The sequence below is a fragment of the Pseudoalteromonas sp. S8-8 genome (genome assembly GCF_000497875.1).
GTDB classification, from domain to species: domain Bacteria; phylum Pseudomonadota; class Gammaproteobacteria; order Enterobacterales; family Alteromonadaceae; genus Pseudoalteromonas; species Pseudoalteromonas arctica.
Map to the genome: position 1 here is coordinate 1 of NZ_AUTR01000060.1, position 23,807 is coordinate 23,807.

A 23,807-nucleotide genomic window follows, 5' to 3' on the forward strand; every position below is an offset into this window, starting at 1 on the left:
TAATGCCGATCAGTTAAGAAATATTTAACGATCCATTGACCGATCTTCTGGTTAGTTTATAAAGGCTTCTGAATTTATTCAGGAGCCTTTTATTTTGCAACTCACTACCGCACTTTCTCTAGCCAATAGCTACGCACCCAATTCAGAAGGCTTAGGTCAACTGAGTGATTTTTTATGCCCTGAGTTTATCAAACAATGCGCAGAAACCGCAGGTGTCGCGACGATAAGGAAAAGAAGGCTTCCTGTTGAGATGGCCGTTTGGACAGTCATTTGTATGTCGTTTTATCGTGAAGACCCACTGTGGAGTATTGTCAGTAAATTAGGGCTCGCTTTACCAGGTAAAAAAGAACTCGTTGCGCCCAGCGCGGTTGTACAGGCTAGGCAGCGGCTTGGGGCTGATGCCGTTAAACAGGTTTTTGAGCAAAGTCAGCAAATGTGGAATGCTGATGCGAACCATCCCACATGGTGCGGGCTATCACTACTGGGTGTTGATGGTGTCATTTGGCGCACACCGGATACTGCTGAAAATCAACATGCATTCTCCATGTGGAAAAATCAGTATGGTGACACGGCCTTCCCTCAGGTTCGCATGGTGTGTTTGATGGAGTTAACTAGTCATTTATTAATGGGGAGCGCCTTTGATAGTTGTCGTACTAGTGAAATGGTGTTGGCTGAAGACTTAATCGAGGCAACACCCGATAACTCACTGACGTTATTTGATAGAGGCTTCTATTCTCTAGGCTTACTCAATCGTTGGCATCATGCTGGGGTAAATAGGCATTGGCTTCAACCGATGAGAAAAGGCACGCAATATGAAATTGTTCGCTCTCTAGGTCGTCAAGACAAACTCATCAAGCTAAAAGCAACAGCACAAGCGAGAAAAAAGTTCGACGATTTACCAGAGAGCATTGAAGTTAGGCTAGTCACAAAAACGGTTAAGGGGAAAGAGGTGAATATACTCACTTCATTAACAGACCCAATGCGTTTCCCTAAGGCTGAAATTGTTGACCTCTATAGTGATCGGTGGGAAATTGAACTTGGTTATCGAGAAATGAAACAAACCTTACTGAATAGTCACTTTACGCTACGCAGCAAGAAACCTGAGATGATAGCGCAAGAATTATGGGGCGTAATGTTGAGCTATAACTTGCTCCGATACCAGATGGTGAAAATGGCGCAGAAAAAATCTGGGATATATGCAAAACACCTGAGTTTTACGACGTGTGCTATTAGTATTATTAACCTTATTCATACAATGTTTATAGAAAATGCAGGACGGATACCTAAATCAATAGAGCAATTACAAGCTCAAGTTGAATATCACATATTGCCGATAAAACGGGAGCGGGCGTATCCGAGGTGTGTGAAACCAAAACCCAGTAAATACCCCAATAAAAAAAGCCAGTCAGCTGTTAACTGACTGGCATTAGGCTATTTAGCCCACTTTTTTATTGGGCAGCTTATTTAAAGTTAGCAATACTTGTTTTTGTAGCAGTAACTGTGCGAATTGCATGCGCTTGGTTTGTGATACCAAATGCAATACCGTTTACGCTCCAGCCAGGGTTAGAGAAGTAATCGTACTGAGTAGCGCTACCGTAAACGTGCGGGTAAGCCATTATACTTGCAAACTCGTTTTGTACGCCGTGACCCATGCCATCTACATATACACCGCCAGACGTATCACCTTGTTTGCGTGAATGCGCTAAACCTTGGTTATGACCAAGTTCGTGTACAAATGTAGTTGCACCACAATCAATTGCAGTGATTGAGTACATACGGCTGCTCATTGAGCTGTATAGATTGCCATTAGTGCCTTGGCCAACCCATGCTAAACCACATGAAATAAGCCCATTGCCAGCACTTTGACCAGTACCTAATACGGCAATCATGTCGGCTTTCCAATCGCTGCGTAAACCATCTACGTAGCTGCTATTTGTAACCGAATCTAACCAATCCTCAGACGGCGTTACTGCATAGTCACCTAAGTTTTGTTTGCCAGCTAAGCGTAGTGTTATATCAACGCCATTTTGGCTATATACCTGATTACTAAAAGCAATTAGTTGATTTATTTTAGTGTCAATATTGCTAGTTGCAGCAGCTGATTGGTCGGTATATAAAATACCGATATCGATTGTTTCTGCTTGTGCAACACTTGCTGCACATAATGCCGCAGCCAGTGCGGTTGTTGTGATTACTTTTTTCATTATTGTATTTCCTTACTCTTGTTGTGGTTGGAACTTGTTTTTAACTTGGTTGAGCTCATAAAAAGCAGACACACTAAAGTTGCCTTATAGTGCGGCTTTAGTTGTTTTTTATATTTTGATTATTGGTTAGCCATCAATTTTTGGTGCAAATATATCGATGCTTTTATCTGATTTGGGTTTTGGTGCGGTTACATCATGCTCTATGTGGCTTTTATATAAATCGCGTTTTGCTGCAATCCATCCGTACTTACCTTTACTTTCGAATACATAATTGCCAGAAGGCGCAGTAAATTGACCATATACGGCATCTTTACCTACCGTTAAAACGGTATTATGCATGCGGCCATCAACACCCACTATTTTGCCAAATATGCTCTTATCGCCATTTTCAGACTCAATCACATTAGTCACTTCTGCGGTGAATGTTTCGGCTGTTTGCGGAATAGCTAAATCAAAATTTTCGCCAGTTTCTAAAGCCTGTAAAGAATTTAAATCAAACTCAATGTAGGCTTCGTTATGTAAGTCGGTAGGTAAAACTTTTGCGTTTATAAGCACTTGCTTTGCTTTGTCGGATAGGCGATTTACGGCATCAAATTCTTCAAACGGTAAGCTGTTGTCAGGGGCAACAATAGGTTTAACGGTAATTGGATCTTTACTCATATCAATAGGTGCAGGGGGATGTGTATTGCGCGTTTTTTGTAAATCAATAGGAACAAAATCAATAGCAACAGGCGCGATAGGTTCGCCCGTTTCATCTGCATTAAAAAATAGCCCATAAACTGCAAATGCCGATAATGGTATAGCAATTAGTAAGACGACAGATCTCTTCATTTGTTTCTCTTTTAGTGTTTTTGGTTAACTGTTTGTTACGTTTTATATTATTAAATGGATTAGATCAAGATAATAAATGTAACCGAAAAGAATTAATTCTAAATTTCATAATTCCTTATAAAATATAAGGATATTTATTTTTGGTATGTTTTTCACTCTTTTTAGTATTGGTTTTTTGTAGGGTTTATGCGGCCTTTGGCGCGTTTGTGGGTACTTGTTTGTTTAGTTAAATACAATGGTTAAAAGTGACTTTTTGACGTTAATTACAATGAAAAATAAAAAGTGAATTTTTTTCACTCTTTGTAAACTAATCGCTAATTGCAATGCATTTATCGGGCACGTATGTTGTGTGCTGCATAAATGGCATTACGAGGGATTTATGAAGGTGTCTGATCAGTTGCTTAACCGAATTACAGCAGGGCTTGTGGCTGTAATTATTGGTTTTTCGAGTTCCATTGCATTGATTTATCAGGTGGTGATAACCCTTGGAGGCACGCCCGATTTAGTAGCTAGTTGGATTTTAATGCTTGGTTTAGTGATGGGCACAACGTCAATAGGTTTGTCGTACTATTACAAAGTGCCTGTTTTAATTGCGTGGTCTACCACGGGGGCTGCATTACTGATTTCAAGTGCACAAGGGTATAACTTAAACGAGGCTATTGGCGCGTTTATGCTCAGTGCATTGCTCGTTTTTTTGTCGGGGGTGACGGGCTGGTTTGAAAAAATAATGAACCGTATTCCAAGTGAGCTTGCGTGCGCCATGTTGGCCGGCGTACTTGTTACCTTTGGTATCGATGTGTTTAATTTTATGAACGACATGCCTTTAGTGATTGGCTTAATGGTTGTTATGTACTTTATTGGTAAACGCTTTTTTGCCCGTTTTGCTATGTTAAGTGTGCTTATTATAGGTGTACTACTCGCTTGGCAAATGGGCCATATTGATACCAGCGCACTGCACTGGAAAATGAGCGAATTTGCTTATATTGAACCCGTTTTTCACTTGCAAGCATGCATTAGCATAGGTTTACCACTTTATATAGTTACCATGACCTCGCAAAATCTACCGGGTATTGCTGTTTTAAAAGCGCATAAATATAAAGCGCCTATATCTGCATCTCTTAATGTGACTGGTTTTGTAAATATGCTTACCGCCCCGTTTGGAGCTTATTCTATTAATTTAGCCGCTATTACTGCTGCTATTTGTATGAGTGATGAAGCGGATGAAAATCATGATAAACGTTATTGGGCGAGTATAGCGGCGGGCGCATTTTATATTTTAATGGCGCTGTGCGCGGCTACATTAGTTGGGTTGGTAGCAAGTTTACCGCAGGCACTTATTTTAGCTTTGGCGGGCATTGCGCTATTTGGCACCATTGCTAATAGTTTGCAGCAAGCCCTTAGTAGTACTAAATATACGGAGGCCGCAATTGTTACTTTTTTAGTAACTGCATCTAACTTAACATTGCTCTCAGTGGGGTCTGCCTTTTGGGGGATTATAGCAGGTGTGCTTACGCTCCTTATCACCCAAAAAGACTAAAAGCTTTATTGTGTACAAAGAGCCGCTGGTGAGTATTTAAAACAAAATTATAGTTTATTTATATCATTAAAATAGCTTAACTAAGCTTATAAAAAAGGCTGCAATTGCAGCCTTTAGTTTTATAAAACAAGATTTACCTAATCAAAAGTATGATGGCGAGTTACACTAAACCGATTAAGTATATGGTGCATAACATATACAACGCACAAACTTAATATTATAGCCACCGATACCGAGCTAAACCGGTACATTGCGCTATAAACAAGATCTTGGCCTGGCCCGAGTGAGTTCCCAAATAAAATACCGAATGTAGTCAGCACACCAAAACCAATACCAGGTATGCCTCCGCCTAAAATATGAAAACGCGCAAAAAGAAACGAAAGTATCCATAAAATAGCCATCGGAAAAAGTAAAAAATCAGAGTGACTATACAAAAATAGTTGCGATAGTAACGCTGCATTACACCCTATAAGCGTTCCAATTGCTCGCTGCCAACCAGCCATACCTGCGGCTTTCCAGCACAATGAAAACAAAATAAGCACAGAAGCTGCCTGCGCAGATATTGAGTCTTGTAAATCAAGAACCTGAAAAACCACAAAAGAGAGCGTAGCCACGGTTGAGCATAACAATACCTCATGGCGAATACTTTCTTTTGCTTTAGCTGGCATTACTCGCCCGGGCCTTGCGGTTACATCAGGAAATAGGCCATGCATTAATGCTCCAATAACAACGGTTAAAAATATAGCCAAACCATTAGTTAAAATTAACGGATAAATACTACTTCCTTCATCAACATAGCTCGAAAAATGTAGCTGAATAGAAAGGCTGATCACGCCTAAAGCGCCAAATAAAAAGGCGCTGCCGCTACTCATTTGGTGAAATAAAAAGCAGAAAACACCAAACACTAACAATGTCATAACGACTGGCAAGTGAGAAAATAATCCCTGCATTATCAGCACTATAAGCGCGCTAAATGCAGCAGATGCTATAAATTGATTTATAAGCCCACGACTTAACGTAGGTACCATGCCCAATATCAACATAGGATAAACGGTAAAAAATATACCATTTGGCCAGTTCATTAATTTACTAATAGTAAAGCCAAGGGTGCATCCACCTGCAATGCGTAGTGCTTGGCGAAGGCCATTAGAGTCTAATTGTGGGCCTTGGCTAACAATTTGAGTCATAAAGCCTCCATTAATAAATGTAGTGTAACCAGCTAATAAATCTAATTTGTGCAGAGCCAAACCATTGCCCAATTGTCGATTCGGGTAATAATTGTACTGTTGCACGTGACCCGCTTGGCATGTTCGCTATTAAGTCTTGATGATTTACGAGCTTTAAATGAATGCGTTGACGCTGTGCGTCACGTACCCAACGATTGCTGGTTTCTGTTGTACTTAGTAAACCATTTGCACTAAGTTGACCGTTGCTAACACCTGCTTCAAATGTTTCTAGTATTGCGTCGTAAACTTCACCTGGGCGGCTATCAAATACGACGCGCGCTTGAGTGCCTTGCTTCATATTTGAGAGTGACTTTTCTCTAAAGTCGGCAACTAAGTCGGCTTTTTTAGCGACAATAGCTAATAATGGGCTACCTGCAACAGCGTACGCGCCGTCTAATAATTGTAAGTTAGCAACTACGCCGTCACTTAGTGCACGTACTTGCGTGTAGGATAAATTTAACTCAGCTTGCGCTAACTGGTTAGCAGCATGACGCATAGCTAAGTTTTTATTACCTGAGTCACCTCTAGCTAAAACCGCTTCAGCTAACTGCGCTTCTAGGGCCGCAACATTTGCTTTACTGGCCTCAAAGTTAGCACGAATGCTTTCAAGCTCTTGCTCCGATATAGACTTTTGAGTATAGAGTTTTTCGCCTCTGCTTTTTAATAGCTTTTGCTCATGCTGCTTAGCATTTGCAGCACTAATTTGTGCTTCAAGGGCTTTAACATTGGTATCAAGACGCTTGTTTTGTAATTTGGCATCATCAAGCGCGAGTTGAGCTTGCTCTTTGGCTAAATTATATGGGCCTTCATCGATACTAAATAATATATCGCCCGCTTTAACTGATTGGTTATTATTAACTTGCACACTAGTGACTCGGCCACTAATTTGCGGTGATATTTGCACAACAGGGTGGTATACACGTGCCTGTGGTGTCACAGGCAAAACCATATCGGCCACTAAATAGTAAATAAATACTAAGATAAACCCTATGAGAGAAAACCTTACATAGCGTGCAAACTTTTGATCCGGTGTCATTTTTAGCCTTACTTATTAACTTGAATACATTTAAGGGCGTTTTGCTCTATTTTGATCAAACCAAATGCAATGGCATCTAGCTGCTCAACAGATAAACCGCTGTATAACTGATTTTTTATATCGGAAATGGTCTCTTGCAATGAGTGTAAAATGGCATCACTTTGCTCAGTAAAATAGAGTCTTTTACTGCGTTTATCATGTTTGTCTACACGGCGAACGATTAACGATTGCTCCTCTAATTGCTTAAGCGTGCGAGTCAGTGAAGGCATTTCTATCCCTAAGCTATTAGCAAGTTCAAGTTGTGTTAGTCCCTCACCACGCATATTTATATGCATTAGTGCAGTCCAGCGCGACTGAGTAAGTCCCAAAGGCTCAACAGCAATGGTTACTGCTTCGCGGCATAAGCGATGAACTCGGCCCATATTACCGATAACTGTTAAATCGAGCGTCTCGTGAAAAGGTTTTTGTGTAGGCATAGCCATCCCAACATAGTTAGCAAGCTAACTATTTTATCATTACTTAGCTTGCTAAGTAAATATGCGTAGGTGCGGGAAGTGGCAAAATATTTGCTAAACCTCACCTGTAAAAAATGGTGAGGTTTAGGGGATTTTAAAAGTTAAGTAAATTAGCTGGGGAGTATTGATCGGTAAGTACTTTTGTATCTGCAGGCCAATCTTGGCCGTCTTTAGTAAAGTGCATAAGCTGGCTAATCGCTTTTATATCTACACCGTATTTTACTAATTTAGGGGCGAGAGCATTAACACGCGTGTTAATTTGCGCTTCGCTCGGTATTGATTTAAGCCCCGCTAAAATAATACGGTTGCTGCGATTTTCGCGGCTTACATTTATAAAGTCGCCAAATACAGCGTGGTAAGTTGCCGACTCATGCTCATAAAGTTTACTACTTGAAAACGTATTTGCGGCAATAACGCCACCATCGGCTAATACGCTTTGTACTTCTTCAAAAAACTCTTTAGTGAGCAAATGCTCCGGAATATAGTCACCGTTAAACGCATCCAAAATAATCCAATCGTACTTTTGCTTTTTAATAGCGGCGCGCTTTATAAAAATACGGCCATCTTGCACGCTTGATGTCACTAAGTCGTTTTCTATAAAGTTAAAGTAATCGCGTGCAACTTTAGTTACTGCAGGATCTATTTCAACATTATGAATTTTTGCAGTGGGGTATAGCTCATGAATAACGTTAGAAAGCGTACCGCCACCCAATCCTATAATAAGTACACTTTTAGGGTTGTCGGCTACTAAAAGACTCGCAAACGTCAATTTTGTGTAATTAAAAACAAGTTTGTCGGGATTGCTTTTATACATGCAACTTTGGCTTGTTTGGCTACTTTTAGTATTAAATTTAAGGCAACGTAAGTCGCTCGTTTCTTCAACAATAATATTGCGATAAAGCGAGCGTTCTTCATGAATAACCTTACTAAACGCAGAACCTGACAATACAATTAATGGCAGTAGCAAATATTTAAGCATGAGCAAGCCCCTTATTATTAGCCAAGGTATTAATAGCAATCGCTACTAAACCCAGTGACCCAAGCGTTAAAGCAAAGGCGCTAATAATTGTATTTACGTCAAACGCGAGTACAAAGTAAAAAGAGGTAATTATAGTACCCAGGGCACTGCCAAGCGTACTTACAAAGTATAAACGCCCAGCCACTTGGCCGCTTTTATCGCTATCTGTTACCAGTAAGCGCACAGAGTAGGGCGAGATCATGCCTAAAATAACGGTAGGTATAAAAAATAAAGCAGTTGACGCTAAGAGCGAGCCGTAGCGGCTATCTTCAATATGGGTAAATATAAATTCCATTATAGGCTGCGAAAATAATGTAATAGGAACAACCATAATGCTGGCAATTAAAAATATTAAACCATATTTGGTAAGGGATGCATTTTTAGTGCTGAGTTTACCACCAAGTAAATACCCAAAAGATAAACTAAGCATAAACACAGTAATTATACTGCCCCAAATATGCACGCTACTGCCAAAAAAGGGGGCAAGAATTCTCCCACCTAAAAGCTCAATGCCCATTATGCAAAAGCCGCTGCAAAAAGCTAAAAAGTAAATTAACGCGTTTGTTTTTATGCTCATGTAATTATCGTTATGTAACTTAAGTAGAACACTATACTAACGTGATGAATACAAAGCTGCTAGGGTAATAATTAACCTAAGTTTAATTTTAAAAAAGAAGTTTTGTTATAGCAATTTGTTAGTTAGTTGAATTCTGATCTATTTAGCCTGCCTAGGCCCTCGCGATTTAACACTTAAGACGCTTTTTCATTTAAATTAAATTTCTTAAGTTTTCTTTAAGTTTCACTCGTTAAGTTTAAACCCTGAAATATAAACAGGTTTAAATGAGCGAGCTTATGCAATTAGCCCACACTTCTACATCATTAGGTTTAACACAAAATAACAGTCAGTTTATTAGTGCTCGTATTGATGATGTGCATCGAAAAAATCTCGAAAATACAGTGAAAGAAGGTTTTTTAGTTGCGTATAACGCTAAGCTTACTTCTTTTATGCCACTACTTTGCCAATACGTTACCGAGCAAGGAAAGTGCACGTTAGGGCTAAGGCAAGCAACTTCGCCATTGTTTATTGAGCAATATTTAGCATCACCCGTTGAAGATTTTTTAGATGAGAGCATTTCTCGCAATAAAATTTTTGAACTTGGTAATCTCTGCTCTACAAATCGAAGAGCAACACTTGCACATTTTATTATTGTTAACGAAGCTCTGCAAAGTGTGGGGGCAAAACATTTAGTGTTTTGTGCAACCAACAAAGTGCGTGCTTTATTGCGCTTACTTGGTGTTACGTGTACTGAAATTGCACTTGCGAGCAGTTTTGTAGTTGAGAACCCATTAAAGTGGGGCAGCTATTACGCCAACCAACCAACAGTATGCATTGTGAGCCTAGAGCAAGCTCACCAACAAGTACTAAATACCCCAATGCTTTATAGTTTGATGCAGCAAAACCACTCAAATATCAATTCTTTGGTAAATGCATTGGTGAACGTATGAATTACTATAATACACATTCAGTATCGCCATTAATTATTGCCCATAATAAAGAGCAAACACTTGAAATTAACGGTGATGAGTTTAACCAGCAAATACAAAAAGTAGTAAAAATACTACAAAGCTTTAACGGCAAATGTGTCGCTTATAAGCTCGATAATACGCCAGCTTGGCTTGTTATTGATGCCGCTACTGCAGTTTCTAATAAAGTGGCTGTGCCAATTGCTCACTTTTTTAGTGAACAACAAACTCAATATGTACTAGCGCAATGCGGCGCACATTTATTTATTAGCGACACGCTAAACCCTTTACTTGGGGAGCCGACTGCATCGATTACTATGTTTGAGTTTTACACGTTATATATTTACGAAATTGTTGTAGTTAAACCCGTCAGTTATTTTCCAGAAACTCAAAAAGTAACGTTTACATCAGGATCGACTGGGCAACCAAAAGGCGTGTGTTTATCTGCAAAGAGCCAAATGCAGGTAGCTCAATCTCTGTGCGATAAGATTAATATTAAAAAGCCTGTTCATTTATGTTTATTGCCGCTTGCTGTATTGCTTGAAAATATAGCCGGTGTGTATGCCCCCTTAAAAAGTGGCGGTACAGTGCATTTAATGCCGTTAAATGAATTAGGATTTGTTGGAACTGTATTAAAACAACCCGGACAGCTTATAGCTGCTATTGATAAAGTTAAGCCAAATACGCTTATTTTAGTGCCTGAACTATTAGCATGCTTAGTTGCTTTTGCAGAAGATGGGTGGCAACCGCCTAGTTCGTTACAGTTTATTGCAGTAGGTGGTGCGCTTGTCAGCGAAATGCTATTAACCAAAGCGCGTAGCTTAAATTTACCGGTATACCAAGGTTATGGGCTTTCTGAGGCGGCATCTGTAGTTAGTTTAAATACGCCCACAAACGATAACCTTCACAGTGCAGGCTCTGTGTTACCTCATATTCAAACCAAAATTGAAAATGGCCAGCTTTTTATAAAAGGCGATTTGTTTTTAGGTTACTTAAATCATCAACCTCACGACAAAAACCAGTGGTATGCAACCGGTGATCTGGTCGATCAGCATCAAAATACCTTATTTATTAAAGGCCGCCTAAAAAACCTAATTATTACCAGCATGGGGCGAAATATCAGTGCCGAGTGGCCTGAATCACTATTACTAAGTCAAAGCGGTATTTTACAAGCGGTTGTGTTTGGTGAAGGTCGACCTTTTTTAACCGCCATTATTTATGCCGATTCAAAGCTAAGTAACCCGGTGTTAGAGCAATACATTAACGCAATTAATAAACAACTACCCGACTATGCACGAATTCAAAAATGGCATCGTTTAACTGCCCCATTAAGTGTGCAACAAGGATTATTAACCACAAATAATCGTCCAAAACGAGATGCCATAAGTAAGCAGTACCATGCTGTGTTTGATCAATTTTACCGACTTGGAGAAGTAATTAATGAGTGATTTTTTTAACACCCTCAAAGAGCAAACTAAACAAGAGCAAAACTACTTGCTTGCAGCGCCTATTATTCAGCGTGTTTTTAAAGGCGAAGCATCACTTGAAGAATACGCCTCGTTTTTAGCGCAAGCATACCACCATGTTAAACACACAGTGCCATTAATGATGTCGGTTGGTGCACGATTAACCGACAATCAAGAATGGCTGCGCGAAGCAGTCGCAGAATACATTGAAGAAGAGATAGGTCATCAAGAGTGGGTACTTAATGATATTGCAGCCTGTGGTTTTGACAAAGAAACAGTTCGTCGCAGTCAGCCGCAATATGCTACGGAAATGATGGTGTCGTATGCGTACGACTCCATTACACGTAAAAATCCATTGAGCTTTTTTGGCATGGTGCATGTGCTTGAAGGCACTTCTATAGCGCTTGCTGATGGTGCGGCTTCAAACATTGCAAATGCTGTGGGCTTACCTAAAAAAGCATTTAGTTATTTAACCTCTCACGGCGCACTTGACATAGAGCATGTAAAGTTTTTTGAAAACCTAATGAACCAAATAACAGATGAGGCGGATCAGCAAGCCATACTACATGGTGCAAAGCGCTTTTATCGTTTATACGGCGATATATTTCGTGGACTCGATGACGAACCGTTTTTTAAAGCAAGTGCACAAGGTAAATTGGCATGAGTAGCGCTTTATGTGTGTTAACCGGCGCAACAGGCGGAATAGGGCAAGCTATTGCTAAAGCTCTACATGCAAAAGGGTGGAAGTTACTGCTTGTAGGGCGAAATACGCAAGCCCTTGAGGAGCTCAGTAGTGCATGCTCAGACAGTGAAATATTTGCTGGCGATTTAACCGACGATACAACACGCATTAACTTAGCAATAAAAGCCAAGCAACTCGGTGGCGTTAAGTTACTTATTAACAATGCCGGTATAAATACAATGCAAAGCTTAGAGCACACAAGTAATGAGCAAATAGATAATATGCTCGTTACTAATTTGTCGGTGCCTATTAAATTATGCCAGCTATTTTTAGGGCAGTTACACTATACCAAAGGCACCATTGTTAACGTGGGCTCATCGTTTGGCAGCATTGGTTACCCGTTTCAAACACTTTATTGCGCCAGTAAATTTGGTTTACGTGGTTTTACAGAAGCATTATCACGTGAGTTGAATGGTTCAGGCGTTAAAGTGACCTATTTAGCGCCTAGAGCAACAGATACATCCATTAATAGCAGTAAAGCGCGTGCAATGAATAAAGAACTCGGTAATAAAATGGACTCACCAGAATTAGTTGCTCAAGAGTTATTAGTGCTTATAAATTCGAATCAAACAAGGCGTTTTATTGGTTTTCCTGAAAAATTATTTGCACGCATAAATGGCGCATTCCCAAGCGTTGTTGATAACGCTATTGCAAAACAACTTCCTAAAATTAAACGTTTTTTAGGTTAACAAACACACAAGGGCAAAATTATGTATAAATTTACACTCGCATTTTATTTAGTACTAACAACTGTATTTGCAACCGCAGTACACGCAGATGAAACACAAGACTTAACCTCTATTCAACAAAAGTGGGCAATTGCTAACTACGAACTTGAAGATGATGCGCAAATAGATGCGTTTACACAGCTAAGTGAGCAAAGTGCATTGTTTGTTAAAAACTACCCAAACTCGGCACAAACACATATTTGGAATGGTATTGTGTTAGCCAGTTTTGCAGGCGCAAAAGGCGGGTTGGGTGCACTTGGTTTAGCAAAAGAGGCAAAAACGTCACTCGAAAATGCACTCTCAATTGATGGCACTGCACTAAATGGCTCAGCTTACGCAAGCCTTGCAACGCTTTACAGTAAAGTACCTGGTTGGCCAATTGGTTTTGGTGATGACGACAAAGCTGAAAAATTATTTAAACAAGCGCTCGCTTTTAATCTCGAAGGCATTGATACTAATTACTTATACGGTGAATACTTGTATGACGAAGGCGATTATAAACAAGCTAAAGCACGACTACTTGTAGCACAAGCCGCGGGCATTCGTGATACTCGTGCAAAAGCAGATAAATATCGCCAACAAGCAATAAGCCAGCTATTGGTAAAAGTAGATAAAAAACTAAAAAGATAAACACATAATGCATTTATTACTCGTTGAGGACGATCATTTAGTGGCGCAAGGGCTTATTCGCTCTTTGCGTCAAGAGGGCTACAGCGTAGAGCATAGTGGCACAGTAAAACACGCCTTAGAGTGCCTTTCTAGTGGTGAAATTGAGCTTGTTATTCTCGATTTAGGATTACCTGATGGCGACGGTTCGCAAGTTTTAAAGCATATTAAAGCGCAAAAAAAAGTTATTCCGGTGGTTATTTTAACTGCTCGCGGCAGTATTGATGACAAAGTCCAAGGGCTTGACATGGGCGCTGACGATTACCTTGCGAAGCCGTTTGATCCTGCTGAGTTATTTGCTCGACTACGTGTAGCAAGTCGACGTGTTAATCAAACTCAATCTAGTTTGTTACAATACGGAGAAGTCGTAATAGACAGCTCAGCGCATACGGTGACAGTTAGTGGGAAATCACTTACATTGCCGCGTAAAGAATACATGCTTTTAAAAGCGCTGATGGAAAATCAGGGAAGGGTGCAATCAAAACAACAACTCGAAAACAAACTTTACCAATGGGGTGAAGAAGTTGGCTCTAATGCCATAGAGGTGCATATTCATCATCTTCGTAAAAAATTCCCTAGCGATTTTATTAAAACCTTACGTGGCATTGGCTACGTGGTTGGTAAGCGTTAGGGTGTGTTTATCTTTCGGGGTTGAAAATGTCTATTCGTAAACGTCTGACCTTAATTTTACTTTCAATGATGGTGCTTACTTGCTTTTTGGCATTAGTAAAAGGCTATCAAAAAAGCATGCACCACGGCGAAAACTTGCTTGATAATGAACTTAAAATAGTCGCTGGCGTTTTAATTGAACAACCATTAGCACTAAGCACAAATGCAGTACAAGTAAGCAATAATAGTGCTCAGTTGTTGTATCAAATTTGGCAAAATAATAGTTTACTTAGTGGCTCATCGAGTTTATCAAATAACCAAATTAGTTTTAGCGAGGGCTTTCAAACTTCCAATGTAGCAGGGCAGCGCATGCGAGTGTTTGTGATGAGAAAAAATACCCGTAAAGTCATCGTTGCTGAGCCTATGTCAAAGCGGTTTGAATTAGCTGAAGCCGTTATTTTATCTGCAATGTTACCTATGTTATGGGCTGTCCCTCTGCTTGCTATTTTTATAAGTTTTTTTGTTAAATACGCATTAGCCCCTCTTACCCGACTATCTAAGCAGTTGGCTACTCGCCAAGCAAACGACTTTACGCCAATTAACTGGCAGGTAACCGACGAAGAAATTAAACCTGTTATTAATCGTTTAAACGATTTATTTAAACGAGTAGAAACCGCTTACTTACGAGAGCGCTTTTTTGCTTCAGATGCAGCTCACGAATTACGTACCCCGCTCAGTAGCTTAAAAATTAATGTACACAATTTAGCTAGTAAGCAAAGCAACTCGCAAAACCATCAAGAACTCCAAGCAATGTCACAAGGCATTAATCGCTTAAGTAATATTGTTGAACAAATGCTAATTTTAGGGCGCACTCAGCCTGAGCAATGGCAGAGGCAGTTTAGCGAGCAGTCATTGCTAGCGATTACTCAGCAAGTTGTATCGGAGCAATACGACAAAATAGACGGAAAAAATCAAACGATTAGCCTCGAAGGTGATGATTTTGTAATTAATGGTGATGAATTTACATTAACCACACTCATCGCTAATTTACTTAGCAATGCCATAAAATACACACCTGATAATGGTCAAATTATAATTAAATTAGCGTCAAGTAATAACGGCTTTAGTTGGCAAATTGATGATTCTGGTGCGGGCATGACCGAAGAGCAAAAAGACCGAATATTTAATCGCTTTTATCGCGTGGGTGGCGATCAACATCCATCAGGCGAGCAAGGTGCGGGTTTAGGTATGGCGATTGTTCAACACATAATTGCTATTTATGGCGCAAGTATTCATTTAGCGAATAGCCCTTTAGGCGGACTAACCGTTAAGGTTACTTTTACAGGAGTAAAAAGTGACTAAACGTTTATTTAATCAATGTCTTTGTTGTTTGCTATTTTTGTCGTTTAACGCGGCGAGTAAAGAGTACCTTATTATTTTAAAAGATCATTTGTTTTATCCCTCGCAAATAATTATTCCCGCAAATAAAAAAGTAAAACTATTGATAGAAAACCAAGATAGTACACCAGAAGAGTTTGATAGCTTTGATCTAAACAGAGAAAAAGTACTCTACCCAAATCGTAAAAGTATTATTTATATAGGACCGCTAAGTAAAGGGCATTACGAGTTTTTTGGTGAGTTTTCGCCAAATACAGCAAGGGGCGTTGTTATAGTTAGCGATGAAGGGGCGCAGCATGCTAATAACTAGTTTAGTCATGAGCCTTAATCAATTACTACCAGTGGCTATTTTATTAGTGCTACTACAAGTAGTTAAAAAACAAAGCTCTTTAAAAATAGGGTCTGCTTTAGTAATAGGCGCGGTAATGTCGTTTTTGTACATGCAAAGTGCGTCGTGGGTGAGCCAGTGGTTTGAACACCAAGGGTTAGAGTACTCACAAATAGGGCTATGTATCACTATATTTATTGCTGTATTGGTATTTGCACTAAAGCAAAAGTCAGCGGCATTTTATATCGCAGTTATAAGCACAATAACGCTCTATTTAAGCCACTATATTATTTACCTCACCAGTTTTTGGCAAAATAATGATGCAGGGCAAAGCTTATTTATTGGCACTTTATTAGGTGTTGGAATTTGTTTAAGTTTTAGCGTATTGCTGTACTTTTTAATGAATGCAATTAAGCACCGTTTTGGTATGTATCCGCTTTTTACTTTGCTTGCTTTTAACAGCGCGGCTAAATTATTAGTTGCACTGGATTTAGCGAGTCAAATAGATTTAATTACAAACACCTCAACAGTGTGGGATTTACGTGATTTGTTAAACGAAAACTCTGAGCTCGGCCGTGTACTGCGTGCTCTTGTTGGTTACGAGGCCACTCCTGATTTAATGAGTGTACTTATATATAGTACAAGCAGCGTGTTATTTTTATTACTTTGTTATGTTATTTCGGCTTCAATAACTAAGGAACGTGTATGAAAGCACTCAACCTATATTTAGCGCTTAGTTTTACCGCTCTTTGTTTGTTGGTATTCTCAATCCAAGCAAAGGCCGATGGTATTGTTGTTGATAAGGTATATCACCCCTATGTTTTGCCTTTTGAGCGTGAATTTGAGTGGCGATTAGTGTCGCACCAAACAGATAGTGGCAACATACTAGCGCAGCGTTTGGGTGGCGGTGGTGCTATTAACGATACAATGGCACTCGAAGGCTATTTAGTTGGTGAGCGAGACGACAACGGCGACTTTGGATTAGAAGCTTATGAGCTTGAGCTACGTTGGCAATTAATTGAACAAGGTAAATTATGGGCTGATTGGGGCGCGTTATTTGAGCTTGAAAAAAAACATAACGAAGATGTGTATGAGGCAACTTCGGGTTTTGTGATCGAAAAAGAGTTTGGTAAAACAAGCTTAACTATGAATGCCTTTTTAGTGTACGAGTGGGGGCAAGACATTAAAAATGAATGGGAAAGTGAGTTTAGAGCACAATATCGCTATCGATATCGCTCTGCTTTCCAGCCTTCTATAGAGGTTTACGTAGGTGAAGACTTTATTGGTATAGGGCCTGGCTTTATAGGTTTACAGCGCTTTGATGGGCAAAAGCAATTAAAATGGGAAGCGGGTTTCATCACTGAGATAAGCCAATCAGAAAAAAACCATAGTTTTAGGCTCGCATTAGAATTTGAATTTTAATAACAACTAAAAGTAGTTTTGGTTGTTTATTATTCTGATTATAGATAGGTACTTGACATATTATTTAAACTCTATATAGTGGGCCGCAGCTAGAAAGAAAGCATGTAAGCTATAAATCTCCATTTCGATATAAGTAATACTTGTAGTACCGTCCTGAAGTTTTTAAAGTACCATCTCATTTTTTGCTACACCCGCTCTTATGAGCATATTTTTATTTTTATTTCAGGATATTACAATGTCTAACATCGTATCAGGTACAGTTAAGTGGTTTAACGAGTCTAAAGGTTTTGGTTTCATCGAGCAAGAAAATGGCCCAGACGTTTTCGCACATTTCTCAGCAATCAAAAGCGAAGGTTTCAAAACTTTAGCTGAAGGCCAACGTGTAGAGTTTACTCTTTCACAAGGTCAAAAAGGTCCACAAGCTGATAACATCACAGCTGTATAATTTTACTTTTTAAGTAAAATGAAAAAAAAGCGCTTAAGGCGCTTTTTTTGTGTCTGAAATTTGACTCAAACCAAGCAACGCCCATTATCAATGTAAATTAACTAAATGATATTGCTATTATTTAGCCCCTCCTAATATTCGTTTTTCTATTCTTCTAAGTCATTGCGCTAATGCAAGTGAGTTTAAGCTTGTAATTTATACCGAACATTTCTCCCTTATAATTTCAAAACAACAAATTCAAAACGACAAAGATCAGCTTGTTGGTATTACTCTCGATATCGTAAAAGATATTTGCACAGCTATTAATATAACCTGCGAGTTTAAATTGCTTCCTTGGAAGCGTGCTTATAACTTAGTTTAAAAGCCCCTTACTTTGGCATTGTTTCAATAATTAAAAACATCGAACGTGACCCACCAATTTTATTGGGCTGGGCCGCTGGCGCGAGTCAAACTTTCTTTTATAAGCTCAAAGCTGATAAGTAAGTTATACCAATTCCATTAAGTATGCGGTCTAAATTTTACGCCGAAAAAACAATTCAGCTCTAGGCGTAAATAAAATTGGTTTTAAAGCGGGCGAAAACTTACTAATGTTTAGAGGCGAAAACAATATATGGATTTGTTTTTAAGAAGAAAAATAGATCTAATTTAGGTTCAAAAGTTACAATAAAGTATAGCTAGAACTCTTTGGATATAAAGCAACTGACGCAGTGAAGTGCAAGAATTACCTCTTCCTAAGCTTGTGAGCAATTACATTGCATTTAATAAATCAGTACCAGAGCATGTCATAAAGTAATTTTATGAAGAATATAAAAAGTTAAAAATGAAAGATGATTTTGTCGCCCATAAGCATACTTATCTTCAATGATTTATCTTTCGTAAGGCAGCCCTTTCTTTTGCTTTATTTTTAAAAATGCAGCTTGCAGTGCTTCTATTAAATGCATATCTGTTTTTTTATTTGCAGCTAAATAAGCATCAATTGTTAGCTCATCTATTTTATAAATAAACTTTAAGTGTGCTGGTTTGAGCTTTAGATAATCACTCATCTGCTGCATGAATAAAGGATCGTCTACAATTAAATCTACTTTTTTAGCTAATAGTAAAGAGTATGATTTTTGAATATCAGAGGTTAAAACAACTTCAAAGCCAAGTTTCGTGAGGGTTTGTGTTGAAAAGTCATTGCGTTGCATTGCAATTTTATACACTTTTGCTTGTTCAGTATTATTTATAATAAGATCATTTCGCTCTGATAGGCCGATAAAGCCCAGCTCAAATCGTCCAACTGGTCCAATCCAATAAAATTTATTTTCTCGCTCTACAGTGCGTGCAAGGCTGTATATAAAGGTGTTTTTTAACTCATCTGCAATTTTATAAGCACGTGCCCAAGGATACATTTGAATGTTAGGTGTGAGATCAGCCTCAGCAAATATATCTCTAATAAACTGAGTACCTTCACCTGCTACCTCGCCATTAATCAATACTTGGTTTGGTGGTGCTAACTCTGTAACAACAAGCAGGGCTTCCTTTGCTTGAACATACACAGAACAAATTAAAAAAAGAGAATAAAGAATATATTTCACAATAGCGAATCGTCATTCGGTTAGCTTAAGTAATAATAAGTGTGGCTGAAAATATGAAAAACACAAAAATTATTTATGTGAACTTGTTACTAAGATATTGGTTTATTTGAGTTATGTATAACTATAAAGGGGGCTAGATAGATAAGTGGCTTGAGGTTTGAAGTAGTTGAGGCTAAAAATTAAGGCCTAAAACGATAAAAGGGCCTTGCGGCCCTTGGTGAAGTATCGTTCAAGTCAGATAGAGCTTTAACCCCTTAAAGCGCTATCCTCTTGTTTTGCAACACCGGTGTTCATCTCAATAAGTTTCTAAGCTAGCGAGAGGAAAAACCCAGCAATTGCTGCGCTCATAAGGTTAGCCATAGATCCTGCTAACACTGCTCTGAGCCCTAAGCGTGCGATATCCTTCCGCCGACTAGGCGCCATACCGCCTAACCCACCTAGTAAAATGGCTATCGATGATAAGTTAGCAAACCCACATAAAGCAAAAGTAACGATTGCTTGTGTGTGCGCGCTTAACGTATCGCGATAATTTATAAAGTCTAAGTAAGCAACAAACTCGTTCACTACTATCTTTTGACCAATAAAGCTGCCGGCTATAATCGCTTCATCCCATGGCACACCTAGTAACCATGCAACTGGAGCAAATACATAACCTAATATTTCTTGAAGCGTTAATGTTGGGTAATCAAACCACCCGCCAATACCGCCTAATAAACCGTTTAATAATGCAATTAGCGCTACAAAAGCAAGTAACATTGCACCTACATTAAGTGCTAAATGCATACCGTTTGCAGCACCTGATGCAGCTGCATCAATTACATTTACAGGCTTATCTTCGTCATCTAAATCTAAATCAGCTAAGTTATCTCTAGGCGTTTCAGTTTCTGGCACAATCATCTTGGCCATTAAGAAACCACCTGGTGCAGCCATAAAGCTCGCAGCAATAAGATACTTAAGATCTACGCCAATAATTACGTAACCGGCCATTACAGAGCCTGCTACAGTGGCTAAGCCACCTACCATTACTGCAAACAATTCCGACTTTGTCATCGTTGCTATAAATGGCTTAACTATTAACGGTGCTTCAGTTTGGCCTACAAAAATATTTGCAGTTGCTGAAAGCGATTCTGTGCGAGAGGTCTTCAATAATTTTTGTAAACCGCCGCCTAAAATCCTAATTATCCAATCCATAATGCCAAGGTGATATAACACAGCAACAAGCGCTGAGAAAAACACGATAACTGGCAAAACTTGAATTGCAAAAATAAAACCTAATGTGTCTTGTGAGGCGAGTGGACCAAATAAAAACCCAATACCATCATTAGCATAACCAATAACCGACGAGACGGCTGATGACATGCTAGTTAACACATTTTTTCCTGCTTCGAAAAACAGAACAAAACCGCCTATAACAATTTGCATCGCAAATGCTATACCAACGGTTCTTAAATTAATTGCCTTGCGATTAGTTGACGCAGCAAAGGCAATGCTTAGTAGCACACACATGCCTACTAAGCTCATAAATGTTGTCATACAAATGTTTCCCGTTGTTATTCTTGTAGTAAATATTTAATTTTACTTTTTATTATATCAATCGCAACGCGGTTCATGCCGCCTCGAGTCACAACTAAATCAGCGTTATGCTTAGAAGGCTCAATGAATTGATAAAACATCGGTCTAACAGTTGCCTGATATTGCTCAACAACAGATTGTAATGTTCTGCCTCGTTGCTCCATATCACGTTGCATACGACGCATTAAACAAATATCTAAAGGTGTGTCTATAAACACCTTAATATCAAATTCTTTATTAAGCGCTTTATCACTCAATAGTAAAATACCTTCAACAATGAGTATTTTAGCAGCTGGCACTCGTCGTGTGGTTGCGCTACGCGTGTGCTGTGCATAATCATACGTTGGTACTTCTACTGAGTTACCACAACGAAGTTGCGTTAAATGCTCAAGCATTAATGCGTGTTCAAATGCATCTGGATGGTCGTAATTTGTTTGCGTACGATGAGCCATCGGCAAATGCGACTGATCCTTGTAATAAGCATCTTCTTCAATAATGGCGATAGCGCCTGGTTCAAGCTCATTAACCAATTCATTGTAAATTGTTTGGCTAAAAAGAGATTTGCCCGACGCTGATGCGCCTGCAATGGCTATAATAGTAGTTCGTGTCACTAAAGTTCTCATCCACACAGAAAGATATATTGTTGGTAGATCACAATAGCAAAAAAGACACGATTAATCTCTTTTGCTTCGCTCAAGGGTGCAAATTTATAATGTTTAGGTTTTATGAAACAGGACTTTTGTCCTGTACGGAAAATTCGATCAGCGGATAAAGTAACCACCTAGAATCAAAGTGAGGTCAAAATGGCAAGAGCAATTATTTTAATGGCAGATAGCCTAGGAATCGGTGCAGCACCAGATGCAGATAAATTCGGCGATCTTGGGGCTAATACATTCGCTCACTTACTAAAAGCATATTACGACGAAACAGGCAGTGCACTGTCTCTTCCTAACCTATCAAAACTTGGGTTAGTGGATGCATGTGAAGCTGCCGGTGGCGAACCGTGTTTAATTTCAGACCGCCAAGCTCCTCAAGGTGCATGGGGTTACGCTAAAGAAATCTCTAGCGGAAAAGACACGCCATCAGGTCATTGGGAAATGGCAGGCGTACCTGTGTTATTTGATTGGGGATATTTCCCAAAAACACAGCCAAGTTTCCCACAAGAATTTATAGACGAGTTTATTGCTCGTACAGGTATTCCAGGCATTTTAGGCAATTGCCATGCATCAGGAACTACCATTTTAGAACAGCTAGGTGAAGAGCACGTAAAAACAGGTAAACCAATCTGTTACACCTCAGCTGATAGCGTGTTTCAAATAGCCGCGCATGAAGAGTCATTCGGCCTAGAGAAGCTTTATCAAGTTTGCGAAATCGCACGGGCGCTACTTGATGAAATGAACATAGGACGAGTGATTGCGCGGCCATTTTTGGGTTCAAATAGCCAAGACTTTGCTCGAACGGGTAATCGTCGTGACTATTCAGTACTTCCGCCAGCACCAACATTGCTAGATGTACTAGCAAAAGACGGCGGCGAAGTAATTAGTATTGGTAAAATTTCAGATATTTACGCGCATCAGGGCATAACCCAAAAGCATAAAGCACCTGGGCTTATGAACTTGCTAGAAAAAACCAGTGAAGTAATGGAAAGTGCGCCAGATCGTAGCTTAATCTTTACTAACCTAGTTGATTTTGATGAAAAATTTGGTCATCGTCGTAATCCAGTAGGATACGCAAAAGCATTAAAAGAATTTGATGACTATTTACCAACTATACTAAATCAGTTAAAAGCAGATGACGTATTAATGATCACTGCAGATCATGGCTGTGACCCAACCTTTCCAGGTTCTGAGCACACTCGTGAATACGTACCTGTTATTGCATACCAACCAGGTATGAGTAACACACCATTAGGTGAACGCAACAGCTTTGCAGATATAGGTCAAACACTGGCACAGTGGTTTAGCTTATCTGCGCTTGATTACGGCGACAGCTTTTTAAATGAGCTAAAAATGCCAAATAAAAAGGAAAACAATTAATGAGTACTCCGCATATCAGTGCAAACGTTGGTGATTTCGCCGAAACAGTATTAATGCCAGGCGATCCGCTACGTGCGCAATATATTGCTGAAAACTTTTTAGATGATGCAGTACAAGTTACAGGCGTTCGTAACATGTACGGTTTCACTGGTACTTACAAAGGTAAGCCAGTAAGTATCATGGGTTCAGGCATGGGCATTCCATCAATGTCTATTTATGCACGTGAGCTAATTGTAAGCTTTGGCGTTAAAAATATTATACGTATTGGTACGTGTGGCGGTATTGGCACAGATATCAAAATTCGTGACGTAATTTTTGCACAAGGTGCAAGCACAGATTCAAACGTAAACCGTGCACGCGTACGTGGCTACGATTTTGCTGCTATTGCTAACTTTGACCTACTTTTAAACGGCGTAAACGCTGCTAAAGAGCTAGGAATTAAAGCAAAAGTAGGTAACGTATTTACGACAGACACATTCTATCAAGCAGATGACTCGTTCTATAAAGACTTAGACAAGTTAGGCATGCTAGCAGTAGATATGGAAACAGCAGGTTTATACGGCGTTGCAGCTGAATACGGCGCAAACGCAATGGCATTATTTACAGTAAGTGACCACGTAATCACTGGCGAAGCAACACCTGCTGATGAGCGTCAAAGCACGTTTAACGAAATGGTTAAAATTGCGTTAGAGTCAATAGCTTAAATAATACATAACAGTTCCTTGGTAACGTATTCACTAAGTTTTGGAGACACGCCCAAAGTGAAGTGAGACTAAACCTCCAAAGCCGCATTTTATGCGGCTTTTTTTATGCCTGAAGAAAATGGGTAGCAGCTTCTAATTACTTATACCAATTCGCTTAATTAAGTGATCTATTTTGAGGATGGAAAAACGTGTTGATAGCTAGGCAAAAAATTCGCTATTTAGT

The 23,807-nt window shown here is 39.4% G+C and carries 25 protein-coding genes; 15 read left to right on the top strand and 10 right to left on the bottom strand.

Going from position 1 to position 23,807, the window contains the following annotated elements; all coding sequences use genetic code 11:
- Positions 1 to 94: 94 nt before the first annotated feature.
- Positions 95 to 1,420: an IS4 family transposase gene (locus tag L659_RS0118645; protein ID WP_024589914.1), complete on the top strand. Its 1,326-nt coding sequence runs from the start codon at positions 95 to 97 to the stop codon at positions 1,418 to 1,420.
- Between the two features lie 40 nt (positions 1,421 to 1,460).
- Here L659_RS0118645 and L659_RS0118650 read toward each other — a convergent pair whose 3' ends face one another.
- Together L659_RS0118650 and L659_RS0118655 are read right to left on the bottom strand one after the other, a co-directional pair.
- Entirely contained in the window at positions 1,461 to 2,204 is a 744-nt protein-coding gene (locus L659_RS0118650) for a zinc-dependent metalloprotease family protein (RefSeq protein WP_007583576.1), read from the bottom strand.
- 126 nt (positions 2,205 to 2,330) lie between these two features.
- Entirely contained in the window at positions 2,331 to 3,035 is a 705-nt protein-coding gene (locus L659_RS0118655) for a hypothetical protein (protein WP_024591510.1), read from the bottom strand.
- Between the two features lie 379 nt (positions 3,036 to 3,414).
- On the opposite strand from L659_RS0118655, the gene L659_RS0118660 reads away from it, so the two are divergent.
- The gene (locus L659_RS0118660) at positions 3,415 to 4,572 is read left to right on the top strand and encodes a benzoate/H(+) symporter BenE family transporter (RefSeq protein WP_024591511.1); all 1,158 of its coding nucleotides are present in this window, start codon (positions 3,415 to 3,417) and stop codon (positions 4,570 to 4,572) included.
- A gap of 137 nt (positions 4,573 to 4,709) precedes the next feature.
- Here the strand turns inward: L659_RS0118660 and L659_RS0118665 are convergent, their stop codons facing one another.
- From L659_RS0118665 to L659_RS0118685, 5 genes are all read right to left on the bottom strand, one after another.
- Complete coding sequence (locus L659_RS0118665) at positions 4,710 to 5,759, bottom strand: DUF2955 domain-containing protein (RefSeq protein ID WP_024591512.1); 1,050 nt, start codon at positions 5,757 to 5,759, stop codon at positions 4,710 to 4,712.
- 10 nt (positions 5,760 to 5,769) lie between these two features.
- Positions 5,770 to 6,834: an HlyD family secretion protein gene (locus tag L659_RS0118670; protein WP_024591513.1), complete on the bottom strand. Its 1,065-nt coding sequence runs from the start codon at positions 6,832 to 6,834 to the stop codon at positions 5,770 to 5,772.
- 8 nt (positions 6,835 to 6,842) lie between these two features.
- Positions 6,843 to 7,310 (bottom strand): MarR family transcriptional regulator, encoded by a 468-nt coding sequence (locus tag L659_RS0118675; protein WP_007583567.1) that lies wholly within the window; start codon positions 7,308 to 7,310, stop codon positions 6,843 to 6,845.
- 133 nt (positions 7,311 to 7,443) lie between these two features.
- Positions 7,444 to 8,328, bottom strand: a complete 885-nt coding sequence (locus L659_RS0118680; RefSeq protein WP_024591514.1) for a spermidine synthase — start codon at positions 8,326 to 8,328, stop codon at positions 7,444 to 7,446.
- Entirely contained in the window at positions 8,321 to 8,944 is a 624-nt protein-coding gene (locus L659_RS0118685; RefSeq protein ID WP_010555216.1) for a fused MFS/spermidine synthase, read from the bottom strand. Before L659_RS0118685 ends, L659_RS0118680 begins: the two co-directional genes overlap by 8 nt.
- Before the next feature lie 275 nt (positions 8,945 to 9,219).
- Here L659_RS0118685 and L659_RS0118690 point away from each other — a divergent pair, with 275 nt between their 5' ends.
- The 11 genes from L659_RS0118690 to L659_RS0118740 all read left to right on the top strand — a co-directional run bounded on the left by L659_RS0118690 (position 9,220) and on the right by L659_RS0118740 (position 17,695).
- Entirely contained in the window at positions 9,220 to 9,873 is a 654-nt protein-coding gene (locus L659_RS0118690; protein WP_024591515.1) for a thermostable hemolysin, read from the top strand.
- Entirely contained in the window at positions 9,870 to 11,339 is a 1,470-nt protein-coding gene (locus L659_RS0118695) for an AMP-binding protein (protein ID WP_024591516.1), read from the top strand. The genes L659_RS0118690 and L659_RS0118695 overlap by 4 nt, the downstream gene beginning before the upstream one ends.
- Positions 11,332 to 12,021: a TenA family transcriptional regulator gene (locus tag L659_RS0118700; protein ID WP_024591517.1), complete on the top strand. Its 690-nt coding sequence runs from the start codon at positions 11,332 to 11,334 to the stop codon at positions 12,019 to 12,021. The genes L659_RS0118695 and L659_RS0118700 overlap by 8 nt, the downstream gene beginning before the upstream one ends.
- Complete coding sequence (locus tag L659_RS0118705; RefSeq protein WP_024591518.1) at positions 12,018 to 12,788, top strand: SDR family oxidoreductase; 771 nt, start codon at positions 12,018 to 12,020, stop codon at positions 12,786 to 12,788. The genes L659_RS0118700 and L659_RS0118705 overlap by 4 nt, the downstream gene beginning before the upstream one ends.
- Before the next feature lie 21 nt (positions 12,789 to 12,809).
- Positions 12,810 to 13,457, top strand: a complete 648-nt coding sequence (locus L659_RS0118710; RefSeq protein WP_024591519.1) for a tetratricopeptide repeat protein — start codon at positions 12,810 to 12,812, stop codon at positions 13,455 to 13,457.
- Positions 13,458 to 13,464: 7 nt separating this feature from the next.
- A complete protein-coding gene (locus L659_RS0118715; RefSeq protein WP_007376647.1) occupies positions 13,465 to 14,124 on the top strand; it encodes a response regulator in 660 nt (219 codons plus the stop codon).
- A gap of 26 nt (positions 14,125 to 14,150) precedes the next feature.
- The gene (locus tag L659_RS0118720) at positions 14,151 to 15,464 is read left to right on the top strand and encodes an ATP-binding protein (RefSeq protein WP_024591520.1); all 1,314 of its coding nucleotides are present in this window, start codon (positions 14,151 to 14,153) and stop codon (positions 15,462 to 15,464) included.
- Positions 15,457 to 15,810, top strand: coding sequence for a cupredoxin domain-containing protein (locus tag L659_RS0118725; RefSeq protein WP_024591521.1), 354 nt, complete (start codon positions 15,457 to 15,459; stop codon positions 15,808 to 15,810). The genes L659_RS0118720 and L659_RS0118725 overlap by 8 nt, the downstream gene beginning before the upstream one ends.
- Entirely contained in the window at positions 15,797 to 16,537 is a 741-nt protein-coding gene (locus L659_RS0118730) for a hypothetical protein (RefSeq protein ID WP_024591522.1), read from the top strand. Before L659_RS0118725 ends, L659_RS0118730 begins: the two co-directional genes overlap by 14 nt.
- On the top strand, positions 16,534 to 17,250 hold the full coding sequence (locus L659_RS0118735) for a hypothetical protein (protein WP_024591523.1): 717 nt from the start codon (positions 16,534 to 16,536) through the stop codon (positions 17,248 to 17,250). Before L659_RS0118730 ends, L659_RS0118735 begins: the two co-directional genes overlap by 4 nt.
- Before the next feature lie 235 nt (positions 17,251 to 17,485).
- Complete coding sequence (locus tag L659_RS0118740) at positions 17,486 to 17,695, top strand: cold-shock protein (RefSeq protein ID WP_002959120.1); 210 nt, start codon at positions 17,486 to 17,488, stop codon at positions 17,693 to 17,695.
- A gap of 866 nt (positions 17,696 to 18,561) precedes the next feature.
- Here L659_RS0118740 and L659_RS0118750 read toward each other — a convergent pair.
- The 3 genes from L659_RS0118750 to udk all read right to left on the bottom strand — a co-directional run bounded on the left by L659_RS0118750 (position 18,562) and on the right by udk (position 21,455).
- The gene (locus tag L659_RS0118750; protein WP_024591524.1) at positions 18,562 to 19,272 is read right to left on the bottom strand and encodes a substrate-binding periplasmic protein; all 711 of its coding nucleotides are present in this window, start codon (positions 19,270 to 19,272) and stop codon (positions 18,562 to 18,564) included.
- A 306-nt stretch (positions 19,273 to 19,578) separates the two neighbouring features.
- Positions 19,579 to 20,805 carry a NupC/NupG family nucleoside CNT transporter gene (locus tag L659_RS0118755; protein WP_007583535.1) on the bottom strand — a complete coding sequence of 409 codons (1,227 nt, stop codon included), beginning with the start codon at positions 20,803 to 20,805 and terminating at the stop codon, positions 19,579 to 19,581.
- Between the two features lie 17 nt (positions 20,806 to 20,822).
- On the bottom strand, positions 20,823 to 21,455 hold the full coding sequence (udk, locus tag L659_RS0118760; RefSeq protein ID WP_007583533.1) for a uridine kinase: 633 nt from the start codon (positions 21,453 to 21,455) through the stop codon (positions 20,823 to 20,825).
- A gap of 192 nt (positions 21,456 to 21,647) precedes the next feature.
- Between udk and L659_RS0118765 the strand changes: the two genes are divergently transcribed.
- Positions 21,648 to 22,880: a phosphopentomutase gene (locus tag L659_RS0118765; RefSeq protein ID WP_024591525.1), complete on the top strand. Its 1,233-nt coding sequence runs from the start codon at positions 21,648 to 21,650 to the stop codon at positions 22,878 to 22,880.
- The gene (gene deoD / locus L659_RS0118770) at positions 22,880 to 23,584 is read left to right on the top strand and encodes a purine-nucleoside phosphorylase (RefSeq protein WP_002959109.1); all 705 of its coding nucleotides are present in this window, start codon (positions 22,880 to 22,882) and stop codon (positions 23,582 to 23,584) included. Before L659_RS0118765 ends, deoD begins: the two co-directional genes overlap by 1 nt.
- Positions 23,585 to 23,807: the final 223 nt, after the last annotated feature.

Coding starts and splice junctions, on each gene's coding strand:
- L659_RS0118650 (WP_007583576.1), bottom strand. CDS start 2,204: ATGAAAAAAGTAATCACAACAACCGCACTGGCTGCGGCATTATGTGCA.
- L659_RS0118655 (WP_024591510.1), bottom strand. CDS start 3,035: ATGAAGAGATCTGTCGTCTTACTAATTGCTATACCATTATCGGCATTT.
- L659_RS0118660 (WP_024591511.1), top strand. CDS start 3,415: ATGAAGGTGTCTGATCAGTTGCTTAACCGAATTACAGCAGGGCTTGTG.
- L659_RS0118665 (WP_024591512.1), bottom strand. CDS start 5,759: ATGACTCAAATTGTTAGCCAAGGCCCACAATTAGACTCTAATGGCCTT.
- L659_RS0118670 (WP_024591513.1), bottom strand. CDS start 6,834: ATGACACCGGATCAAAAGTTTGCACGCTATGTAAGGTTTTCTCTCATA.
- L659_RS0118675 (WP_007583567.1), bottom strand. CDS start 7,310: ATGCCTACACAAAAACCTTTTCACGAGACGCTCGATTTAACAGTTATC.
- L659_RS0118680 (WP_024591514.1), bottom strand. CDS start 8,328: ATGCTTAAATATTTGCTACTGCCATTAATTGTATTGTCAGGTTCTGCG.
- L659_RS0118685 (WP_010555216.1), bottom strand. CDS start 8,944: ATGAGCATAAAAACAAACGCGTTAATTTACTTTTTAGCTTTTTGCAGC.
- L659_RS0118690 (WP_024591515.1), top strand. CDS start 9,220: ATGCAATTAGCCCACACTTCTACATCATTAGGTTTAACACAAAATAAC.
- L659_RS0118695 (WP_024591516.1), top strand. CDS start 9,870: ATGAATTACTATAATACACATTCAGTATCGCCATTAATTATTGCCCAT.
- L659_RS0118700 (WP_024591517.1), top strand. CDS start 11,332: ATGAGTGATTTTTTTAACACCCTCAAAGAGCAAACTAAACAAGAGCAA.
- L659_RS0118705 (WP_024591518.1), top strand. CDS start 12,018: ATGAGTAGCGCTTTATGTGTGTTAACCGGCGCAACAGGCGGAATAGGG.
- L659_RS0118710 (WP_024591519.1), top strand. CDS start 12,810: ATGTATAAATTTACACTCGCATTTTATTTAGTACTAACAACTGTATTT.
- L659_RS0118715 (WP_007376647.1), top strand. CDS start 13,465: ATGCATTTATTACTCGTTGAGGACGATCATTTAGTGGCGCAAGGGCTT.
- L659_RS0118720 (WP_024591520.1), top strand. CDS start 14,151: ATGTCTATTCGTAAACGTCTGACCTTAATTTTACTTTCAATGATGGTG.
- L659_RS0118730 (WP_024591522.1), top strand. CDS start 15,797: ATGCTAATAACTAGTTTAGTCATGAGCCTTAATCAATTACTACCAGTG.
- L659_RS0118735 (WP_024591523.1), top strand. CDS start 16,534: ATGAAAGCACTCAACCTATATTTAGCGCTTAGTTTTACCGCTCTTTGT.
- L659_RS0118740 (WP_002959120.1), top strand. CDS start 17,486: ATGTCTAACATCGTATCAGGTACAGTTAAGTGGTTTAACGAGTCTAAA.
- L659_RS0118755 (WP_007583535.1), bottom strand. CDS start 20,805: ATGACAACATTTATGAGCTTAGTAGGCATGTGTGTGCTACTAAGCATT.
- L659_RS0118765 (WP_024591525.1), top strand. CDS start 21,648: ATGGCAAGAGCAATTATTTTAATGGCAGATAGCCTAGGAATCGGTGCA.
- deoD (WP_002959109.1), top strand. CDS start 22,880: ATGAGTACTCCGCATATCAGTGCAAACGTTGGTGATTTCGCCGAAACA.